The organism is Cellulomonas gilvus ATCC 13127, from assembly GCF_000218545.1.
Taxonomy (GTDB): Bacteria; Actinomycetota; Actinomycetes; order Actinomycetales; family Cellulomonadaceae; genus Cellulomonas; species Cellulomonas gilvus.
The window spans coordinates 603,380-620,622 of record NC_015671.1; the positions used below are offsets into that span (position 1 = coordinate 603,380).

Consider the following 17,243-nt stretch of genomic DNA (forward strand, 5'->3'; position numbering starts at 1 on the left):
GTGCGCGGGCCGCGGGGGCTGGCACTCACCCGTTCCGAGTGCCAAGGATAACGGCCCGCCCACACGTCCGATTCCCTGCGACGGCACTACCCTCGCAAGCGTGCTCCGCAGCCGTGCCGCCCGCCTGACCCTGCTCTCCGTCGCGATCGTGCTCGTCGTCGCTCTCGTCGCGACGGTGGTCGCGGCGTTCGTCGTCGTCCGGCGGCCGTTGCCGCAGGTCGAGGGGACGCTGCGCGTGCCCGGGCTGCAGGCGCCGGTCACGGTGACGCGTGACGCACGCGGCATCCCGACGATCACGGCGGACAGCGCCGCGGACCTGTTCCGCGCGCAGGGCTACGTGGCCGCGCAGGACCGGTTCTTCGAGATGGACTACCGACGGCACGTGGTCGCGGGCCGGCTCTCGGAGCTCGTGGGCGAGAACGAGGACGCGCTCGACGCGGACAAGGTCATCCGCACGTTCGGGTGGCACCGCATCGCGCAGCAGGAGCTCGAGATCCTCGAGCCCGCGACGCGTGAGGCGCTCGAGGCGTATGCGGCGGGCGTCAACGCCTACCTGGACGGCAAGGCGCCGTCGCAGATCGCGGTCGAGTACACGGTGCTGGGGCTGCAGGTGCAGATCGAGGCGCCCGAGCCGTGGGACGCGGTGGACTCGCTCGCGTGGCTCAAGGCGATGGCGTGGGACCTGCGGGGCAACTACGACGACGAGCTGGGCCGGGCGCGCGCGTTCGCGTCGGTGCGGGACGTCGCGAAGGTCGACCAGCTGTTCCCGCCGTACCCGCAGGCGCTCAACGCCCCGATCCTGGCCGAGCAGGACCTCACGACGGCGACGCCCGCGATCGCGACGCAGCCCGCGCCCGACCTGGACGACTCCGCGCTGCAGGCGGCGGTCGCCCGCGCGCAGGAGGCGCTCGAGGCCGTGCCGCACCTCATGGGGGACGGCGAGGGCGTCGGCTCCAACTCGTGGGTGATCGGCGGCGACCTGACCGAGAGCGGCAAGCCGCTGCTGGCCAACGACCCGCACCTGGGCATCTCCGCGCCGGGCATCTGGACGCAGGTGGGCCTGCGGTGCGCCACGGTCAGCGACGCGTGCCCGTACGACGTGTCCGGGTTCTCGTTCGCGGGGTTCCCGGGCGTGGTGATCGGCCACAACGCGGACCTCGCGTGGGGCCTGACGAACCTGGGTGCGGACGTCACGGACTTCTTCCTCGAGCGCGTGGACTCGACGGGTGAGGCGACGATGCGCGGCACCGAGACGGCGCCGATCACGACGCGCACGGAGGTGATCAAGGTCAACGGCGGTGACGACGTCCACCTGGACGTGCGCGAGACCGTGCACGGACCGATCGTCTCCGACGTGCTGGACGTGGACGCGGTCGGCGACGCGCCGGTCGAGGACGGCGCGTTCGGGCGCGACTACGTGGTCGCGCTCGCGTGGACGGCGCTCGCCCCCGGGCGCACCGCCGACGCGGTCCTGGCGATGGACACCGCACGCGACGCCGACGACATCGCACGCGTGGGCCGGCTGTTCGACGTCCCGTCGCAGAACATCGTGTTCGCGACGACGGACGGCCACATCGGCTACCAGGCACCGGGCCGTGTGCCGCTGCGCAACCGGGTGAGCGGCGACGTGCCGTCCGACGGCACGTGGCCGCGCCCGGGCTGGGACCCCGCGTACGACTGGCAGGGGTACGTGGACCCCGAGGAGATGCCGCGCGTGCAGGACCCGGCCGAGGGCTTCCTGGTCGCGGCGAACCAGGCGGTGACGCCCGCGGGTGTGGGGCCGTTCCTCACGAAGGACTGGGACTACGGCTACCGCGCGCAGCGCATCCGTGACGTGATCGAGGCCCAGGTGGTCGCGGGGGAGAAGGTCACGGCCGCGGACGTGAGCGCGCTGCAGGGCGACGAGCGCAGCCCGTACGCGGACGTGCTGGTGCCCGCGCTGCTGCGCCTGGACATCGACGACACGTTCGACGACGACGGCCAGGAGCTGCTGCGCACGTGGGACCACGTGGCCTCGGAGGACTCGGCCGCCGCCGCGTACTTCGCCGCGGTGTGGTCGACGCTGCTCGAGCTCGCGTTCGCGGACGACCTGCCGGACGGCGACAGCCCGAACGGCGGTTCGCGCTGGCTCGAGGTGGTCCGTTCGCTGCTCGACGACCCGGACTCCCCGTGGTGGGACGACCGCTCGACGCCGGGTGTGGTCGAGGGGCGCGACGAGGTGCTGACGCGCGCGATGGTGACGGCGCGCCGCGAGCTGACGCAGCAGCTGGGCCGGGACGCCGAGGACTGGCGCTGGGGCAGGCTGCACGTCGCGGCGCCCGAGCACCCGGTGCTGGGCGGCAGCTCGGTGCCGGGGCTGGTGCGCCGGCTGGTCAACCCCGAGCCCATCGAGGTGGGTGGCGGCTCCTCGATCGTGGACGCGACGGCGTGGGACGCGTCGGCCGGGTACGGCGTGACCGCGGGGCCGTCGATGCGCATGGTCGTGGACCTGGGCGACCTGGACTCCTCGACGTGGGTGACGTTCACCGGCTCGTCGGGGCACCCCGGCAGCGCGCACTACACCGACCAGTTCGGGCCGTGGGCGGCGGGCGAGACGTTCCCGTGGCCGTTCAGCCCGGCGGCGACGGCGGCCGACGCGGTCGACCGGCTCACGCTCGAGCCGTAGCCGGCGCGTCAGTGCGTCAGCGGGACCCAGCCGGCGGGCGTCGCGTACGCGTCGACCCGCCGGTCGTGCGGCTCGTGGGGGAGCGGGTGGGTCTGCGCGTCGTAGACCTCCTCGGGGAAGACGAGCGCGACGACGAGCGCGTCGGCCCGGGCGTGCTCGAGCGCGCGGTCGTACCAGCCGCCGCCCTGACCCAGGCGTGAGCCGGCGGTGTCCACCGCGAGCGCGGGGGTGACGATCACGTCGGCCTCGGCGAGCGCGGCGGGTCCGAGCGCGGGCCCACCGGGCTCGGGCGGGCGGCCGGGCGCGCGCTCGCGCAGGTCCTCGGGCCCCTCGTAGACCGCCCAGTCGCGCTGCAGGCCGGCGCCCAGCACGGGCAGCAGGATGCGGACGCCGCGCGACGCGAGGAGCTCCAGGAGCACACCGGTGCCGGGCTCGCCCAGGCGCGAGGCGTAGACGGACACGCACGACGCGTCGAGCACCTGAGGGATGCGGGCGACGACGTCCGCGAGCGCGATCGCCGCCTCGTCGCGCAGCCGCGGCGAGCGCTGCGCGCGGGCCGTGCGGATCGCGGTGCGCAGCTGCTCCTTCACCTCCTCGGGGTCCGGTGCCCAGGCACGGGTCGACGAGTCGGCAGCGCTGCTCATGGCTCCAGTGTCCCAGACGATCCCGTGGGACCCCGGGCCGTGCGGCCCGGGCGGAGCCCGGGTGAACGCCGGACGACGGCACGGGGAAGAGACCTACGCCACATCCCGCACGGGTGGGCGGGACGTTCCGCCCGCCGCTAGCGTTCCCGCATGACGATCCACAAGGCAGTCATCCCCGCCGCAGGACTGGGTACGCGATTCCTGCCCGCCACGAAGTCGACGCCCAAGGAGATGCTCCCCGTCGTCGACAAGCCGGCCATCCAGTACGTCGTCGAGGAGGCCGTCGCGGCCGGCCTGGACGACGTGCTGCTGATCACCGGCCGTTCCAAGCGCACGCTCGCCGACCACTTCGACGCGGTGCCCGAGCTCGAGGCCGCGCTGGAGGCCAAGGGCGACACCGAGCGGCTCGCTAAGGTCCGCGAGTCCACGGACCTGGCGCACGTGCACTTCGTGCGGCAGGGCCAGCCGCGGGGCCTGGGCCACGCGGTGCTGCAGGCCAAGCACCACGTGGGCGACGAGCCGTTCGCGGTGCTGCTGGGCGACGACCTGATCGACGAGCGCGACGAGCTGCTCACCACGATGCTCGCGCTGCAGGAGCGCGTCGGTGGTTCGGTCATCGCGCTGCTCGAGGTCCCGCCCGAGCAGATCTCCGCGTACGGCTGCGCGGCCGTGGAGGCGCTGCCCGGTGAGGATGCGGACACGGTCCGTATCACCGGCCTGGTCGAGAAGCCCCCGGTCGACGAGGCGCCGAGCAACCTGGCGATCATCGGCCGGTACGTGCTGCACCCCGCGGTGTTCGAGGTGCTCGAGAGCACGGCGCCCGGACGCGGCGGCGAGATCCAGCTGACCGACGCGCTCGCGACGCTCATGGACCTGCCGGCCGAGCAGGGCGGCGGCGTCACGGGCGTCGTCTTCCGCGGCCGCCGCTACGACACGGGCGACCGGCTCGACTACCTCAAGGCCGTGGTGAAGATCGCGGTGGACCGTCCGGACCTCGGCCCGGACTTCAAGGCGTGGCTCACGGACTACGCCGCAGGGCTCTGACCGGGTGACGGGAGGCCGGCCCGCGGTCTGTCGGTCGCGGACGCCGGCCCCCGTACGCGGCACAATGCGCGCATGAGATCGGTGCAGGACCACCTGGGAGCCGTGCTCGCGGCGGTGGGGCCGGTCGCGCCCCTGGACGTCGCGCTGCACGACGCGGTGGGCTGCATCCTGGCGCGGGACCTGGTCGCACCGCGGGACCTGCCCGCGGTGGCGGTCGCCGCACGTGACGGCTACGCCGTCGCGGCGTTCGAGACCGAGGGCGCGGGGTACGCCAGCACGCTCACGCTGCCCGTCGCGCACGACCTGCGCGCGGGTGCGGCCACCGAGCTGCGGCTCGCGCCGGGCCAGGCGGTGCGCGTGGCCTCGGGCGCACCGGTCCCGCTGGGTGCGGACGCGGTGGTGCCGCTCGAGGAGACCGACCGCGGTGCGGTGCGGTTCGCGATGCAGCGGCCGGCCGCCGCCGGGCAGCACGTGCGCCCCGCGGGCGCCGACGTGCACGCGGGCGAGGTGGTGCTCGCAGCCGGCACGCGCCTGGGCGCGCGGCAGATCGCGCTCGCGGCCGCGCTGGGCTTCGGCCGGCTGCACGTGCACCCCACACCGCGCGTGGTGCTGCTCTCGGTGGGCGACGAGCTCGCCGAACCGGGCTCGTCGCGGCCCGCACAGGGTGCGGTGTTCGAGGCCGACGGCCACGCGCTCGACGCGGCGGTGCGTGACGCGGGTGCGACGCCCGTGCGCGTGGGGATCCTGCCCGACGACCGGCACGTGCTGCGCGAGGCGCTCGAGGACCAGCTGGTCCGTGCGGACCTCGTCGTGGTGACCGGCGGGCTGTCCGAGCTCGCGGGGGACACCGTGAAGGACGTGCTCGCGACGCTCGGCACGGTCCGGCTGGACCACGTGGCGATGACGCCGGGGTTCCGCCACGGGTTCGGCAAGGTCGGGGGCGAGCGGGGCGAGGACCGCGCGGTCCCGCTGTTCGCGCTGCAGGGGGACCCGGTCGCCGCGCAGGTGTCGTTCGAGGTGTTCGTGCGGCCCGCGCTGCGGGCGATGGCCGGTCACACCGAGCTGTACCGGCCGAGCGTCGCGGCGCGCGCGTCGCACGGCTGGGCCGCACCCGTGGGGCTCCGGCAGTTCGTGCCCGCGACGGTCCTCGGCACCCCCGACGAGGGCTACCGCGTGACGCCGCTGGGTGACCCGGGCGCGCCGACGGTGAGCGCGCTCGCGCATGCCAACGCCCTCGCGGTCGTCGGGGAGCAGGACACCGTGGTGCACGCGGGGCAGACCGTGCACTGCCTGGTGCTGGAGGGCTGATGGCGCAGGGATGGCCGGCCGTCCTGACCGACGGCCCGGTGCGGCTGCGACCGTTGCGCCGCCGGGACGGCGCGGCGTGGCTCGCGCTGCGCGCGATGAACACCACGTGGCTCGAGCCGTGGGACGCCACGAGCCCTGTGCCGGTGGACGGTCCGCGGCCGTCCTTCGGCTCGTTCGTGCGGATGCTGTCCGCGCAGGCCCGGTCGGGCGTGAGCCTGCCGTTCGCGCTGGACCACCAGGGCGAGCTCGTCGGGCAGGTGACCGTCTCCTCGATCACGTACGGCTCGCTGCGCTCGGCCTCGATCGGCTACTGGCTGTCCCACCACGTCGCGGGTCGCGGCATCATGCCGACCGCGGTGGCCCTGACGATCGACCACTGCTTCGTCGCGCTCGGCCTGCACCGCGTGGAGATCAACATCCGGCCGGAGAACGGCCCCTCGCTGCGCGTCGTGGACAAGCTGGGCCTGCGCGACGAGGGAGTGCGCGAGCGGTTCCTGCACATCCAGGGGCAGTGGTGCGACCACCGGACGTTCGCGCTCACCGCGGAGGAGGTCCCGGAAGGCGTGCTGCACCGGTACCGCGCGCGGCATCCCGCGCCGCCCATGCCATGACTCCGCGTCCCTCGTCGGGCGACACGCCGCAGGCTTGCCCGGGGCCGGTCCCCGCGCGGCCTACCGTCGGTCCGTGAAGGATCTCGCAGGGCCGGTGGCGCTCGCGCTCGTCGGACTGTGGGTGGCATACCTGGTGCCGCACCTGCTGCGGCACCGGCAGCAGCTGGTGGACTCCCGGGTCGACGACCGGTTCTCCGACCACCTGCGTGTGGTCGCGGTCAGCGACCAGCCGGGGCGGGCGCCCCGGGCGCAGGTCGCCGGGAACGGGCTCGACTGCAAGCCCGCCGGCACGTCGGGGCTGCTGACCCCCGGCAGAGGGGTGCACGTGACGACGCGCACCGCGACAGGAGGCAGGACCGTGGACCGACCGACAGCGCAGCACGACCGCGTGACCGCCGAGGTCGCGCGACGCACCGCCGCGGCACGTGCCGCGCACGCCGCACTGCTCGCCCGCCGCAGCGCTGCCGCACGCCGCCGCGGGCTGCTCGCCGGCGGGCTCGTGGCGCTCACCGCCGTCGGCCTGCTGCTGGCCGTGGTGGTCCCCGCGATCACGTGGGTGGTGCCCGCCGTGCCTGCCGCGCTGCTCACGCTCGTCGTCGGGCTGGGCCGCCGTGCCGTGATCGCGGGACGCGCGGCCGACGAGGCGTTCGACGCGCGGATGGCGAAGGCGAGTGCCGACGCGCAGGCCGCGCGCGTGCGTGCGGCGCGCGCCGTGACCGGTGCGACGGCCGCGGTGCCGCGCGCCGCGGTCACGGGGCACGCGGTCCGGGCGTCGGACACCATGACGCAGGCGATCGCGCGCGTGTCCGTCGAGGACGGCGCCGGCTGGTCGCCCGTTCCCGTGCCGCGTCCCACGTACGCGATGAAGGCCGAGGCGCCGCGTCGCGAGCCCGTGCCGCTGACGAACCTCGAGGGCTCGACCGCGGCGGCACCGGCCGCGCCGGAGTCGACCGCGCGCCCCGCGACGGTCGCCGCCGAGGTCACCGCACCCGCCACGACCGGCTCGATCGACCTGGACGCGGTGCTCGCGCGGCGGCGCGCCTCGGGCCAGTAGCGGCGGGCGGACCCGGCGCGACGGCGCCGATTTCCGCGGAGCGCCTCACGTGGGCTAGTCTGTTCCCGCTTCAAGGGGCTGTGGCGCAGTTGGTAGCGCGTCTCGTTCGCAATGAGAAGGTCAGGGGTTCGAATCCCCTCAGCTCCACCGCAGAAGGCCCGACCGGGATCCGGTCGGGCCTTCGTCGTCTCCGCCCGCGCCCAGCGCCGGCGGTCCGGTTCGTGCCGGTTGCCGATGGGCTGTTCACGCGCTGATCACACGCACGGGACCGGTTTCACACGCACGAAACGCGACGCACATCCCCCGTGCGCGCACGGATCTAGCGTCGAGTTCGCGTGCCGCGACCCCACCGGCACGCGTCCCCGACACGAAGGAACGACGTGCGACTCTCCCCACGCTCGCGCTTCACGGCCCTGGCACTCGCCGTGGCCCTCACCACCGGAACCCTCACCACCGTCGCCTCGGCAGCCACGGCCGCGAGCGCGACGGACACCCGCACCGACGGCGTGGTCGCCGCGGGCGACACCTGGACCGTCACGGACCTCGGCGGCACGTACCGCGTGGTCCTCGACCTCGCGCAGCCGCTGCCGATCCGTGACGACGCCCCGACGCTCGTCGTCGACGGCGCGGTCGTCGGGCTCGCGCAGGAGTCCTCCTCCGGGCGGCGGCTCACCGTGCTGACCGACGACCCGGCGGTCGCCACCGCGTCCTCGGTGCGGGCGGGCTGGTTCAGCCAGGCCGGCACCACGGGTGCCACGGTCACGGACGTCGAGCCGGCGCCCGAGCCCGAGCTGCTGCTCGAGAACGCGCCCGAGGGCACGCCCGACCCCTCTGTGCACGGCGACTACGCGTACACCAAGTCGCTGTACTCGTTCGGCAACCAGGCCATCGCGCTCGCCGGGATCGGGGGGATCCGCGGCGAGGTCGAGGGCAAGGTCTACCTGCCGACCACGGGCGGTGCGCGCCCGGTGGTGCTGTTCCTGCACGGCCGGCACACGTCGTGCAACGGTCCGGGCGCCAACCCGCTGCGCTGGCCCTGCGGAGCCACGCAGACGAACATCCCGAGCTACGCGGGCTACGACGGCGCGGCCGAGGCGCTCGCGAGCAACGGGTACGCGGTCATCTCGATCGCGGCGAACGCGGTCAACTCCAACGACAACGAGCTCGCGCTCGACCAGGGTGCGCAGGCGCGCGGTCGCCTGATCCTCGACACGCTCGCGATCTTCCGCGACGCCAACGCGGGGGTGTCGACGACGCTGCACGACGCGCAGACGGACACGGACGTCACGCTCGCGGACGCGATGTCCGGCAACGGCGCGCTCCCGGCCGCGGGCCTGGACCCGGAGATCGTCGACATCACCCCGGCCGACCTGGTCGGACGCCTCGACTTCTCCTCGATCGGCCTCATGGGCCACTCGCGCGGCGGTGAGGGCGTCACGGCCGCGGCCACGCTCAACGCCCAGCTCGCGGACCCGTTCGAGATCGCGTCGATCCTGCCCCTCGCGCCGGTCGACTTCGGCCGCATGACTGTGCCGAGCATCCCCTCGATGGTGCTGCTGCCGTACTGCGACGGCGACGTCTCCAACCAGCAGGGCCAGCACATGAACGACGACGCGCGGTACGCGTTCGACGACGACGTGCTGCGCTCCGACGTGTGGGTCATGGGCGCGAACCACAACTTCTTCAACACCGTCTGGACGCCGGGGAAGTACCCGCTGTCGGTGTCCGACGACTGGTCCGGCACGAGCACCACGTCGGCGCGCGCGACCGACTCGGTGTGCGGCACGCAGGGTGCGGCGGTCGACACGTCGATCCGCCTGACGGCCGACGAGCAGTACGACGTGGGCACCGCGCTGCTGGCGGGCTGGTTCCGCCTGACCGTCGGCGGCGAGGACGAGTTCCTGCCGATGTTCGACGGGTCCAACGCCAAGGTCGACTCGACGGCCGACGCGGACATCCGCGTGAGCGCCACCCAGCCGGCCGGTTCCCGCGGTGACATCGAGACGTTCACCGAGCCGGGCTCGTCGGTGCGGACCTACGGCACCGCGACCGCCACGCTGTGCGCGAGCCTGTCCGGGCGCACGCTGCCCGCGACGCTCCCGTTCTGCTCGACGACGCTCGCGTCCGCCCAGGTCCCGCACTGGACCCCGGCGAGCAACGGCGCCAACGTCCCGGCGAGCCCGATGAACCGCATGCTGTGGACGTCGGGCACGGGTGAGCTGCGCATGACGATCCCGCGCACGCTGCGGGACGCCTCCGCGTGGGAGAACCTCTCGATCAAGGTGGCCCCGGACGAGTCCGTGGCCTACGGCCAGGGCACGGACCTGACCCTGACGGTCGTCGACCGCGTGGGTGCGACGTTCTCGACGCCGGTCTCCGCGCTCAACCCGAACGCGCTGGTGCGCCTGCCACAGAGCACGCAGAACCCGACGACGCTCGGCAAGATCGTGCTGCAGCAGGTCAAGCTGCCCGTCGCCGACATCACGGGCGTGGATGTCACGGACCTGCGTGAGGTGCGGCTGACCGCGGCCGTCGGGATCGACGGCCTGGTCACGGGCGGTGCGTACCTGTCCGACCTCGCGTTCGAGACCCCGGCGGTCGGCACGGCCGACGCGCAGCCCGAGGTCGCGGTCGGCACCGGGTTCGTCCGGGTCGAGGAGGGCGTGGGACCGGGCGAGGCGCTCGTGCCGGTCACGCTGTCCCGTGCGGCAGCCGCGCCGGTGACGGCGTACGTCACGGTCGCGGGCGGCACCACGGCGACCTCGAAGGCCGCGCTGGCCATGAAGAAGATCACGTTCGCCCCCGGGCAGACGTGCACCACTGTGCCGGTCGCCACGTACGGCGACGTCGCGGCGAGCGCGTCGGCGTCCACGGCCTACAAGATCTCGGTGACCAACACGAGCGGCGCCGTCATGGGCTCGAGCGCGTTCGCGCAGCTCGTCGTCCGCGAGGACGACGGCACCACGGGCTCGGCGCAGCCGATCGCTCCGGTGGGTGAGCAGGGTGACCCGTGCGTCGAGGTCGCACCCACGGCCGGCACGCTCGACGCGGGCTCCGCGCCCGTGGCACCCGGCGGGACCGTGACCGTCACCGGCAGCGGGTTCCGTGCGTTCGAGTCCGTCGCGTTCTCGCTCGACGGCGTGAGCCTCGGCTCGGCCGTCTCCGCCGCGGACGGCTCCGTGAGCGCCGAGCTCGTCGTCCCGGCGGGAGCCACGCTGGGCGAGCAGACCCTGACCGCGGTCGCCGCGGGCACGGGTCGCACGGCTCGGGGCACGGTCACCGTGCTCGCACCGACGAGCACCGAGCTCGCCCTGGCCCCCGCGCTCCCGGCGATCGGTGAGCCCGTCACGCTGACCGCCACGGTCACGGGTGCCGACACCGCGGGTGAGGTCACGTTCCACGACGGCGCCACGGTCCTGGGCACGTCGCAGGTCGTGGACGGCGTGGCGACGCTCACGCTGCCCGGCGGCTTCGCGGCCGGTGAGCACGCGGTCGGCGCGTCGTTCGGGGCCACGGGTACCGCCGCGGGCTCGACGTCCGAGGTGGTGACGTTCCTGCTGGTCAAGGGCGCCTCGACGATCGCGCTCACGCTCGACGCCGCGGCCACCGAGTACGGCGCGCCCGTCAGCGGGTCCGTGCAGGTGGGCGGCTCCGGCACGGACACGGTGACGCTGGTCTACGGCGGGACGACGAAGCAGCTCGTGCTCGCCGGCGGCTCCGCGACCTTCGCGCTCCCGGCGACGCTCGCACCGGGCACCTACACGCTCGCGGCGACGTTCGACGGCACCGCCCAGGTCGCCGCGAGCGGCACGGTGACCGCCGAGGTCACGGTGGCCCAGCGCGCCACCGTCGCCACGGTGAGCGTGCCGGGTTCCGTGACCGTGGGGGGCAAGGTCTCCGGGACGGTCACGGTCAGCGGCGCGACCGCGGGCACCGCACCGACCGGCACCGTCACGGTGCAGGTCAAGAAGGGCACGGGCGCGTGGACCACGGCGAGCACCGTGGCCCTGCGGGGCAGCGGCACCGCCGCGTTCTCCGTGACGGCACCGGCCACCGCGACCGGGCTGTCCGTGCGGGCGCGCTACGCGGGCGACGGCACGTACGCGGCGTCGACGTCCGCGTCCGACGCGGTCCGCGTCGCCAAGAAGGTCACGACCACCACGGTCAAGGCGCCGGCCCGCGCGAAGCTCGGCGCCGCGATCCCGGTGACCGTCACGGTCCGGCCGACGGCCTCGACCGCGGGTGGCACGGTGCGCGTCTACACCCGGCAGGGCTCGGGCGCGTGGGCGCTGGTCCGCACCGCCACGGTCGGCGCGGGTGGCACCGTCACGGTCTCGGTCAAGGGCAAGGCGGTGGGCGGGCTCGACGTGAAGGCGGTGCTCTCCAGCACCGGTGCGCTCGCCGCGAGCACCGGGACGGCCGCGATCACGATCACGCGGTGACCGCGACGAGGTGACGGCCCTCGGGTCGTGACCCGGGACCCCGCACGGCTGACGACCAGCCGTGCGGGGTCTCGTCGTGCGGGAGGTCGACGCGCGGGTGCGAGGATGGGCGAGTGCCCGGCCCGTCCACCCCCGCCCCGGAGCGCACGTGGTGGACCCGCGTCAGGGGCTGGGTGGACCCGTTGGTCGCGATGATCGTCGCGGTGCTGCTGCTGGGCCTGTGGTGGCCCGCCGACGGTGCGGCCGCGGACGTGCTCGAGCACGTGCGCACGGGCGCGATCGCGCTGCTGTTCTTCCTGTACGGCGCGCGCATGCCGACGCACGAGGTGCTCGCGGGCCTGCGCAGCTGGCGCCTGCAGGGTGCGATGCTCACCGCGACCTACGTGGCCTTCCCGGTGCTCGGGCTGCTGGTCCAGCTGCTGCCCGACGCGGTGCTCGCCCCCGAGCTCCGCACCGGTCTGCTGTACCTGGCGCTGCTGCCCTCGACGGTGCAGTCGTCCGTGGTGTTCACGTCGGTCGCGCGCGGTGACGTCGCGGGGGCGATCACCGGGGCCACCGTCTCGAACGTGCTGGGCGTCGTCCTCACGCCGCTCATGGTGGCGCTGCTGCTGGGCGCGACCACGGGAGGCCTCGACGCGGGCGCGGTCACGGGGATCCTGTTCCAGATCCTCCTGCCGTTCGTCGTCGGCCAGCTCGCGCAGCGCCGCCTGGGGCACTGGCTGCGCACGCACGGCGGCCTCACGCGCGTCACGGACCGCGCGACGATCCTGCTGGTGGCGTACACGTCCGTGAGCGAGGCCCAGGTCTCCGGGGCCTGGGACCACGTCACGGGTGCGGCGCTCGCGGTGCTCGCGGTGGTGTGCGCGGTGCTGCTCGCCGCGATGCTCGCCCTCACGTGGTGGGGCGGCGGCCGGCTGGGTCTCGCGCGCCCGAGCCGGATCGCGCTGCTCATGTGCGGCTCGAAGAAGAGCCTGGCCACGGGGCTGCCCATGGCGGCCGTGCTGTTCTCCCCCGTGGTGGCGGCCAGCGTCGCGCTGCCCGTGATCGTGTTCCACCAGATCCAGCTCGCGACCTGCGCGGTCGTCGCCCGTCGGCTCGCGCGGTTCGGGTAGCGTTCGGCGGGACGCCAGGCCCACCCCCTTCCGGCCCGGCCCGCTCGATCAGGGAGCACCGTGACCGACCTCGGACTCGTCCCTCGCCCCGTGTCCATCCGGCAGACCGACGGCGCCTTCACGGTGGGTCAGGCGACCACCGTCGTCGTGGACCCGCGGCCCGATCTCATCGCGACCGGCGTGCTCGCGGCCGACCTGCTCGGCCGGGTGACCGGGCGGCTCGTCGAGGTCCGGTACAGCGACGAGGACACCGAGCCCCGCGACGTGGTGCGGCTGCGCCTCGCGGGCGACGACGACGAGCTGCTGCCCGGCGACGAGGCGTACCGGCTGGACGTGGCGCGCACGCGCGTGGACCTGCTCGCGCGGTCCACGGCGGGGCTGATCCACGCGGTCGTGACGTTGCGGCAGCTGATGACGGAGGCGGCCGACGGCAGCTGGAGCGCGCCGTGCGTGCACGTCGACGACGCGCCGCGGTTCGCGTGGCGCGGCCTGTCCGTGGACGTCGCGCGGCACTTCCTGGGCCTCGACGCGCTCAAGGTCGTCGTCGGGCTCATGGCGCACTACAAGCTCAACGTGCTGCACCTGCACCTCACGGACGACCAGGGCTGGCGCCTGCACGTGCCGTCCCGGCCGCACCTGGCGCGCACGTCGTCCGGGACCGCGGTCGGGGGCGGCCCCGGCGGGCACTACTCGCCGTCCGACTACGCGGACCTGGTGCACTACGCGGCGGCGCGCGGCATCGTCGTCGTTCCGGAGATCGACGTCCCCGGGCACGTCAACGCGGCGACCCACGCGTACGGCGAGCTCAACCCGGACGGCGTGCCGACGCCCGAGTACACCGGCATCGAGGTGGGCTTCTCGCGCCTGCACGCGGACCTGCCCGCGACCGCGCCCTTCCTGCAGGCCGTGTTCACCGACGTGGCCGCGATGACGCCGGGCGAGTACGTGCACATCGGCGGTGACGAGGTCCTCACCATGGCGCACGACGAGTACGCCACCCTGGTGGGCCTCGCCGCGGGAGCCGTGCGCGCCGCGGGCAAGAAGGTGGTCGGGTGGCAGGAGATCGCCACGGTGCCCCTCGAGCCGGGCACGGTCGTGCAGTACTGGGACACGCGTGCGGACCCGGCGCCGTTCGTCGCAGCGGCACGCGCCGGCGCGCTGCTGCTGATGTCCCCGGGCTCCAAGGCGTACCTGGACATGAAGTACGACGAGCACACCGAGCTGGGCCTGGAGTGGGCGGGCCACATCGACCTGCGCGACGCCTACGACTGGGAGCCGACCACGCTGATCGAGGGCGTCCCGCCCGAGGCGGTGCTGGGCGTCGAGGCCGCGGTGTGGACCGAGACCATCCGCGACCTCGACGAGCTCACGTCGATGCTCCTGCCGCGGCTCGCCGCTGTCGCGGAGGTGGCCTGGACCCCGCCCGAGGTGCGCGACTGGGCGGACTTCCGCGAGCGTGTGGCCGCGCACGGGCCGTTCTGGGACCGCGTGGGCTTCCGGTGGCACGCCACGCGTCAGGTGGACTGGCCCGGGTCGGTCAGATCCAGGTCTTGAGCCACATGTGCTGGTGCCAGAAGTCGTACGGCACCGGCCAGGCGCTCCAGATCGGGTAGAAGAACACGCTGACCGCGACCAGCGCACCCAGGAACACCCCGACGCCGATGATCGCGCCCCGCCGTGAGCCCTCGGGCATCGAGGGCGGCCCGACGATCAGCACCAGCACGTACACGAGCGTGAGGACCATCCACGGCGTGAACGCGATCGCGTAGAACGTGAAGACCGTGCGGTCCGCGTACGCCATCCACGGCAGCCAGCCCGCGACCAGGCCGGACACGACCGCACCCGCGCGCCAGTCGAAGTACCGCACCAGCCAGAACACGGCCACCAGGACGGATGCGGCGGCGGCCCACCACAGCACCGGGTTGCCGACCGCGAGGACGGCCTGCGCGCACTTGTCCGCACCGCACGCGGCCCGCGCGTCCGCACCGGACAGCGCCGACAGGTCCGCGTCCCAGAAGAACGACGTGGGGCGCCACTGCACGATCCAGCCGAACCAGTCGGCCTGGTACGTGTGCGGCGAGGACAGGCCGGTGTGGAACTCCCACATCTGCCGGTGGTACTCGACGAACGAGCGCAGCGAGTCGGGCAGGAACGTGATGCCCTCGTCCGGGTGCTCCGCGCCCCACTGCCGGCCCCACGACTGCGGGTGGGCGAACCAGGACCACCAGGACGCGACGTAGACCAGCAGCGTGCTGCCCACCATGACGACCGCGGCGAGCAGCCCGTCCTTGACGAGCGCCGCCCACGCCCACAGCCGCGCACCCACGGTGCGGCGCGCGGTCGCGTCCCACGCCACCGAGAGCAGGCCGAACACCGCCAGGAAGTACAGCGCCGACCACTTGGTGCCCAGCGCGAGCCCGAGCAGGACCCCGGCGGCCAGCCGCCACCACCGGAAGCCCAGGTCGGGGCCCCGGCCGAGGGGCACCTTGCCGTCCGCGAGCACGGCGGCGGTGCGCTCCGCGAGGCGCCGCCGCGCCTGCTCGCGGTCCAGCAGGAGGGCCCCGAACGCGGCGAGCAGGAAGAACATGAGGATCGGGTCCAGCAACGACGTGCGGGACATGGCGATCGCCATGCCGTCCACCGCGAGCAGCAGCCCCGCGACGACGCCCCACGCGGTCGACGCGAACAGGCGCCGTGCGATGCGCACCATGAGCAGCACGCTGAGCGTCCCGAGCAGCGCGACGGTCAGGCGCCAGCCCCACGCGTGCTCCATGCCCCCGGACAGGCGCATCCCCAGGCCGATCAACCACTTGCCGACCTGCGGGTGGACCACGTAGGACGCGTTCGTGCCGAGCGCCGAGTCGTCGCCCGCCTCGAACGCCGGGTTGGGGTTCTCGCCCCAGTCCGCCTCGTAGCCACGCTGGACCAGCGACCAGCCGTCCTTGACGTAGTACGTCTCGTCGAAGACGAGCGTGTCGGGGCGGCCGAGGTGCCAGAACCGCAGGATGCCCGCGAAGACCGTGACGCCCAGCGTCCACGCCCAGCCGGTGAGCCGGTCGCGGCGGGTCGCGTCGAGCAGCAGCGTCGCGCGGCCCAGCAGCCGCTCGAGCAGCTCGTCGCGCGTGGGCGGGGACGGCGGTGCGGGCGGCTCGCTCGACGCGGCGCCCTGGTGCGGGTCTCCGCCCGGCTCCTGGGTGACGGCCGAGGGTGCCGTGCCGGCGCTCACCGGCGACCACGGGTTCGGCTGCGCGGGCTCCGTGCCTGTGCCCGTGCGGCCCGCCTCCGCGCGGGCAGGGTCCGGCGTCACGTGGTCGGGGGCGTCCTCGGGCGTCGTCGGCACGCCGGACATGCTACGGGCGCGACCTGCGGCATCTCCCGCCATTCCGGGCACCCGTCGCGGCGCTGCACGTCGGCCGCCCACGCGGTCCCACGGGCCGTCACGCGGCCCGCGCGGTCCGCCGGGGGGTCGGCCGGATGGCAGGGTGGGGGCGTGGAGCGGAGCGAGGGCGGGCGGCTGGTGCTGGCGGCGACGCCGATCGGGAACGTCGAGGACGCCTCGGCCCGGCTGCGCGAGCTCCTGGCGACCGCGGACGTGGTCGCGGCCGAGGACACGCGGCGGCTGCGGTCGCTCGCGGCCCGCCTGGGCGTCGAGGTGCGCGGGCGCGTGGTGAGCCATCACGAGCACAACGAGGCGTCCCGCGCCGACGACCTGCTGGGCGTGGTCGCGTCCGGCGGGACGGTGGTCGTGGTGACCGACGCGGGCATGCCCGCGGTGTCCGACCCCGGCTTCCGCGTGGTGACCGCGGCGGTGGCCGCCGGGCTGCCCGTGACCGCGGCGCCGGGCCCCAGTGCGGTGCTCACCGCGCTCGCGCTGTCCGGCCTGCCCACGGACCGGTTCTGCTTCGAGGGCTTCCCGCCCCGCAAGCCCGGCGAGCGCGCGCGGGCGCTCGCGGACCTGGCCGACGAGCGCCGGACCATGGTGTTCTTCGAGGCGCCGCACCGCGTGGGCGCGCTGCTCGCGGCGATGGCGCAGGCGTTCGGCGGGGACCGGCCCGCGGCGGTGTGCCGCGAGCTGACCAAGACGTACGAGGAGGTGCGGCGCGGCACGCTCGACGAGCTCGTGGCGTGGGCGCAGGGGGAGGTGCGCGGAGAGATCGTCGTCGTCGTGGCGGGGGCGACGCGTGCGGCCGCGGCCGACGACGTGCCCGCGCTCGTCGCGCAGGTGCGCGCGCGCGTGGATGCGGGCGAGCGGCTCAAGGACGCCGCGCGGACCGTCGCCGCGCACGCGGGCATCCCCACGCGCGTGCTGTACGAGGCCGCGCTGCCCCCGCGCTCCTGAGGCAGGACGGCCGCCGCGGACACC

Annotated in this window: 11 protein-coding genes and 1 tRNA gene; 10 read left to right on the forward strand and 2 right to left on the reverse strand. The window is 74.6% G+C overall.

The genetic code is table 11. The features are described 5' to 3' along the window. Positions 1-100: 100 nt before the first annotated feature. A complete protein-coding gene (locus CELGI_RS02855) occupies positions 101-2,665 on the forward strand; it encodes a penicillin acylase family protein (protein WP_013882607.1) in 2,565 nt (854 codons plus the stop codon). Positions 2,666-2,673: 8 nt separating this feature from the next. Here the strand turns inward: CELGI_RS02855 and CELGI_RS02860 are convergent, their stop codons facing one another. Beyond that, entirely contained in the window at positions 2,674-3,309 is a 636-nt protein-coding gene (locus tag CELGI_RS02860; RefSeq protein WP_013882608.1) for a 5-formyltetrahydrofolate cyclo-ligase, read from the reverse strand. A 150-nt stretch (positions 3,310-3,459) separates the two neighbouring features. Between CELGI_RS02860 and galU the strand changes: the two genes are divergently transcribed. From galU to CELGI_RS02900, 8 genes are all read left to right on the forward strand, one after another. After that, entirely contained in the window at positions 3,460-4,353 is an 894-nt protein-coding gene (gene galU / locus CELGI_RS02865) for a UTP--glucose-1-phosphate uridylyltransferase GalU (protein ID WP_013882609.1), read from the forward strand. Between the two features lie 72 nt (positions 4,354-4,425). Continuing rightward, positions 4,426-5,661, forward strand: a complete 1,236-nt coding sequence (locus CELGI_RS02870; RefSeq protein ID WP_013882610.1) for a molybdopterin molybdotransferase MoeA — start codon at positions 4,426-4,428, stop codon at positions 5,659-5,661. Continuing rightward, positions 5,661-6,272 carry a GNAT family N-acetyltransferase gene (locus tag CELGI_RS02875; protein ID WP_013882611.1) on the forward strand — a complete coding sequence of 204 codons (612 nt, stop codon included), beginning with the start codon at positions 5,661-5,663 and terminating at the stop codon, positions 6,270-6,272. The genes CELGI_RS02870 and CELGI_RS02875 overlap by 1 nt, the downstream gene beginning before the upstream one ends. 73 nt (positions 6,273-6,345) lie before the next feature. Beyond that, the gene (locus tag CELGI_RS02880) at positions 6,346-7,326 is read left to right on the forward strand and encodes a hypothetical protein (RefSeq protein ID WP_013882612.1); all 981 of its coding nucleotides are present in this window, start codon (positions 6,346-6,348) and stop codon (positions 7,324-7,326) included. Positions 7,327-7,400: 74 nt separating this feature from the next. After that, positions 7,401-7,473: transfer RNA gene (locus tag CELGI_RS02885), tRNA-Ala, on the forward strand. Positions 7,474-7,706: 233 nt separating this feature from the next. Beyond that, positions 7,707-11,768: an Ig-like domain repeat protein gene (locus CELGI_RS02890; RefSeq protein WP_013882613.1), complete on the forward strand. Its 4,062-nt coding sequence runs from the start codon at positions 7,707-7,709 to the stop codon at positions 11,766-11,768. A gap of 113 nt (positions 11,769-11,881) precedes the next feature. Then, positions 11,882-12,880 (forward strand): bile acid:sodium symporter family protein, encoded by a 999-nt coding sequence (locus tag CELGI_RS02895; protein ID WP_013882614.1) that lies wholly within the window; start codon positions 11,882-11,884, stop codon positions 12,878-12,880. A gap of 60 nt (positions 12,881-12,940) precedes the next feature. Then, a complete protein-coding gene (locus CELGI_RS02900) occupies positions 12,941-14,434 on the forward strand; it encodes a beta-N-acetylhexosaminidase (protein ID WP_013882615.1) in 1,494 nt (497 codons plus the stop codon). On the opposite strand, the gene CELGI_RS02905 is transcribed toward CELGI_RS02900, so the two are convergent. Continuing rightward, complete coding sequence (locus CELGI_RS02905; RefSeq protein WP_013882616.1) at positions 14,418-16,229, reverse strand: dolichyl-phosphate-mannose--protein mannosyltransferase; 1,812 nt, start codon at positions 16,227-16,229, stop codon at positions 14,418-14,420. The genes CELGI_RS02900 and CELGI_RS02905 overlap by 17 nt on opposite strands. Positions 16,230-16,370: 141 nt before the next feature. Here CELGI_RS02905 and rsmI point away from each other — a divergent pair, with 141 nt between their 5' ends. Beyond that, the gene (gene rsmI, locus CELGI_RS02910) at positions 16,371-17,219 is read left to right on the forward strand and encodes a 16S rRNA (cytidine(1402)-2'-O)-methyltransferase (protein WP_013882617.1); all 849 of its coding nucleotides are present in this window, start codon (positions 16,371-16,373) and stop codon (positions 17,217-17,219) included. Positions 17,220-17,243 lie beyond the last annotated feature (24 nt).